Below are 2,512 nucleotides of genomic sequence, written 5' to 3'. Positions count from 1 at the left end.
CTATTTGAGTGTTATACTCACTAGCATACTTTTCAGCATTACCAGAAACCTCTAACTTAAATTTTTCAATAGGTAATTCGACAATTCCTTTTCCCTGTCCCCCTGTGGCCAACAATAACTGACTCGAGACATTAGGTGTTAACGTAACTCTTTGATTGTTTACACCACTTGGTCCGCCCCCAGTACTTTGATTTAAGTCAGGCTCACCAGCATGAAATGATAACTGAGCTCCAGCTAGTTCCTGATGAGCAGCAGTCTCAAATTGAGTCAACTGCTGCACAGTCAACCTCCATCCAACATTAGATAAGCGTGTATCCTTAACCCCGACTGCTCCTGTTGTCATATCTGTCGCCGCAGCATTCTCATTATCACTTCCGCTATCTGTTGCGTAGTAGCTCCTATCTGCGCTGTTTTCTATTTTATGTGTCCCAAATTTTAACTGGTCAGGAATCTTTGCGGTTAACAATTCTAACTCCTCGACGATACTATCTGGCTGCCATTGAGCGGTGAAAACTACATCTTCTTGTCCCATCGCATACGTAGTTGGTGTGCTGGGTAAAAATGGGTTTTGATAAATTTGTCCATCCACGCTGTTTAACCAACCAACAAATTTATGATCTGATTTGACTAAATCCCCCTGCGGAGCAACATTGACTATGTCCCCTTGACTATATAAAGCTGAATCATTGGGAGTTGTTCCCCCGTCAGCTCCATTAGAATCGTAAGTAACTGTATACTGCTGTTCTCGTCGGACTATCATGTTAATCTCGTGTAAAATCATGTCTGGATTTACAATATTATCCTCGTCAGTAAAAATTCGTTCTTCCGTTTTATGGTTCAGCCTTCTTGCAGTCAATTTCGCTTCATTGTAATCAGTATCTGGGGTAGATAGTTTATTTTGAGCAACTTGAGTTGTATCAACAATAATCGCGTTGCTCGTATCTGTCCTAACAGCACTCCATTCATAATTTGCATATTTTTCAATATTAAAATCAGCAGCTGTTGAGTACGGTGTAGTTGGTGCGGCATTGAATGGTTCAGAAACTTTTGTCTCATAGTTTTCAATGATTTTTACTTCCTCTTGCGAACCCTCAGCGGACATTGAATGATCCTCTACATAAAAGGCCGGCTGGCTGCCTTTATCGGGTTGAAGTAATTTAGATGTTGCTATGATACGCAACTCATTAGGCTGTTCAGTCCAAGATTCATCATAGTTTTTATTGTTATAGATAGTAACAATTGGTTGTCCGCTTGAAAAATCTCCAGCAAACCAGATCGGATATTTCTCTGCTGTTACATCTATAGTATCGCTTCGATGCCCATTTCTCTGACTGTCTCCACCTTGAATGACTATGTCCACGTTATTAGTTTTAAATCCAAAGCTGCCACTTTCAATATCTATAGAGGATTTATTAATTGTCATATAGCCTGATCCATCAAATTCCTCGAGATCAATTCCTTTCTCACTAGTTTTTATGGACCATTGACTGTCTGCAAAATTATAATTTCTTTGGTTTACTCCCTTAATTCCAATTGCGGCATCTGAAATCATGACATTTACACCAGTGAACTCCATCTGTGTACTATCATTTTCATCTCCATCAGTAACATCCGCCTCTATAGCAATATTTTTTGCTGCGATCGTCACTGGTATTTGATGCATATTAGCTTCCCCTATAAAAAATAGTCGTATTCCTTGTGGAGAAACAATACCATTTCCTTCACTAGCGACTATATTAATTTTCGAGCCCGTATCACGTTCAGTTTCACAATTTCCAAAAATCGCGATATCTCGTTTTGACTGAATTCCTACAGAGCGAGCATTTACTTCTACTGATATCAATCCTTCAGTATCGGTTAGAGGTTCGTCTAATCGAACCTCTAATTTACTAGCCTTGATGCCGTAATCACCTTCAGCTTCAATCTTTACGCTTTTATCACCAGCAATACCAATACTTGACTCCATTCCATCCTTGGAGTAAATACCATATGAGTGATCTATTTCAATCGGCGCAGTTCCTTTTAAACTTAAATCAACTCCTGAATGCTCTATACCACGGAGTAAAATTGTTCCAGCGGATATAGGAAGTTCACCAGTTGAAATATCACTATCTGAATATAGTTGTTCTATTGTAGAAAGAGTCGTACTAGATTCACCTGTTGACTCTCCTAAAATAGACATCTTTGGTCTTGGAGAATTATATTTATTGGTAAATATCCCCTTCGCAACAATTCCTTGTCCTTTAGTGGCAGAACCTCTAATATCTACCTCTTGTTCCGGATCCACTCGAATCTCTCCAGAGAAAAGACCCGTTCCATCTTTTGATTGACCGTTGATTTTCCCTGAAGTCAATCCTATTGATCCAGCTTCAACTTCGATCTCTTCGCCGTTTTCATAAAAGTCCCTCATCATAATCCCAAACCCTGTTTCGGTTGATCCATTCAACTCAGAAGGGTAATCCTCACCGCTATATGGATCAGGATAGGATTCATAGTAACCAGCTTCGACACC

1 protein-coding gene is annotated in these 2,512 nt (G+C 39.7%); it reads right to left on the bottom strand.

Translation table 11 applies throughout. The annotated features are described in order from the left end of the window. A partial coding sequence (locus A5875_RS15355; protein WP_088934389.1) for a WxL domain-containing protein occupies positions 1 to 2,512 on the bottom strand: 2,512 nt, incomplete at both ends.

This window comes from Enterococcus sp. 3H8_DIV0648, assembly GCF_002140655.1.
GTDB classification, from domain to species: domain Bacteria; phylum Bacillota; class Bacilli; order Lactobacillales; family Enterococcaceae; genus Enterococcus_A; species Enterococcus_A hulanensis.
This window is presented reverse-complemented; position numbering and strand designations above follow the sequence as displayed.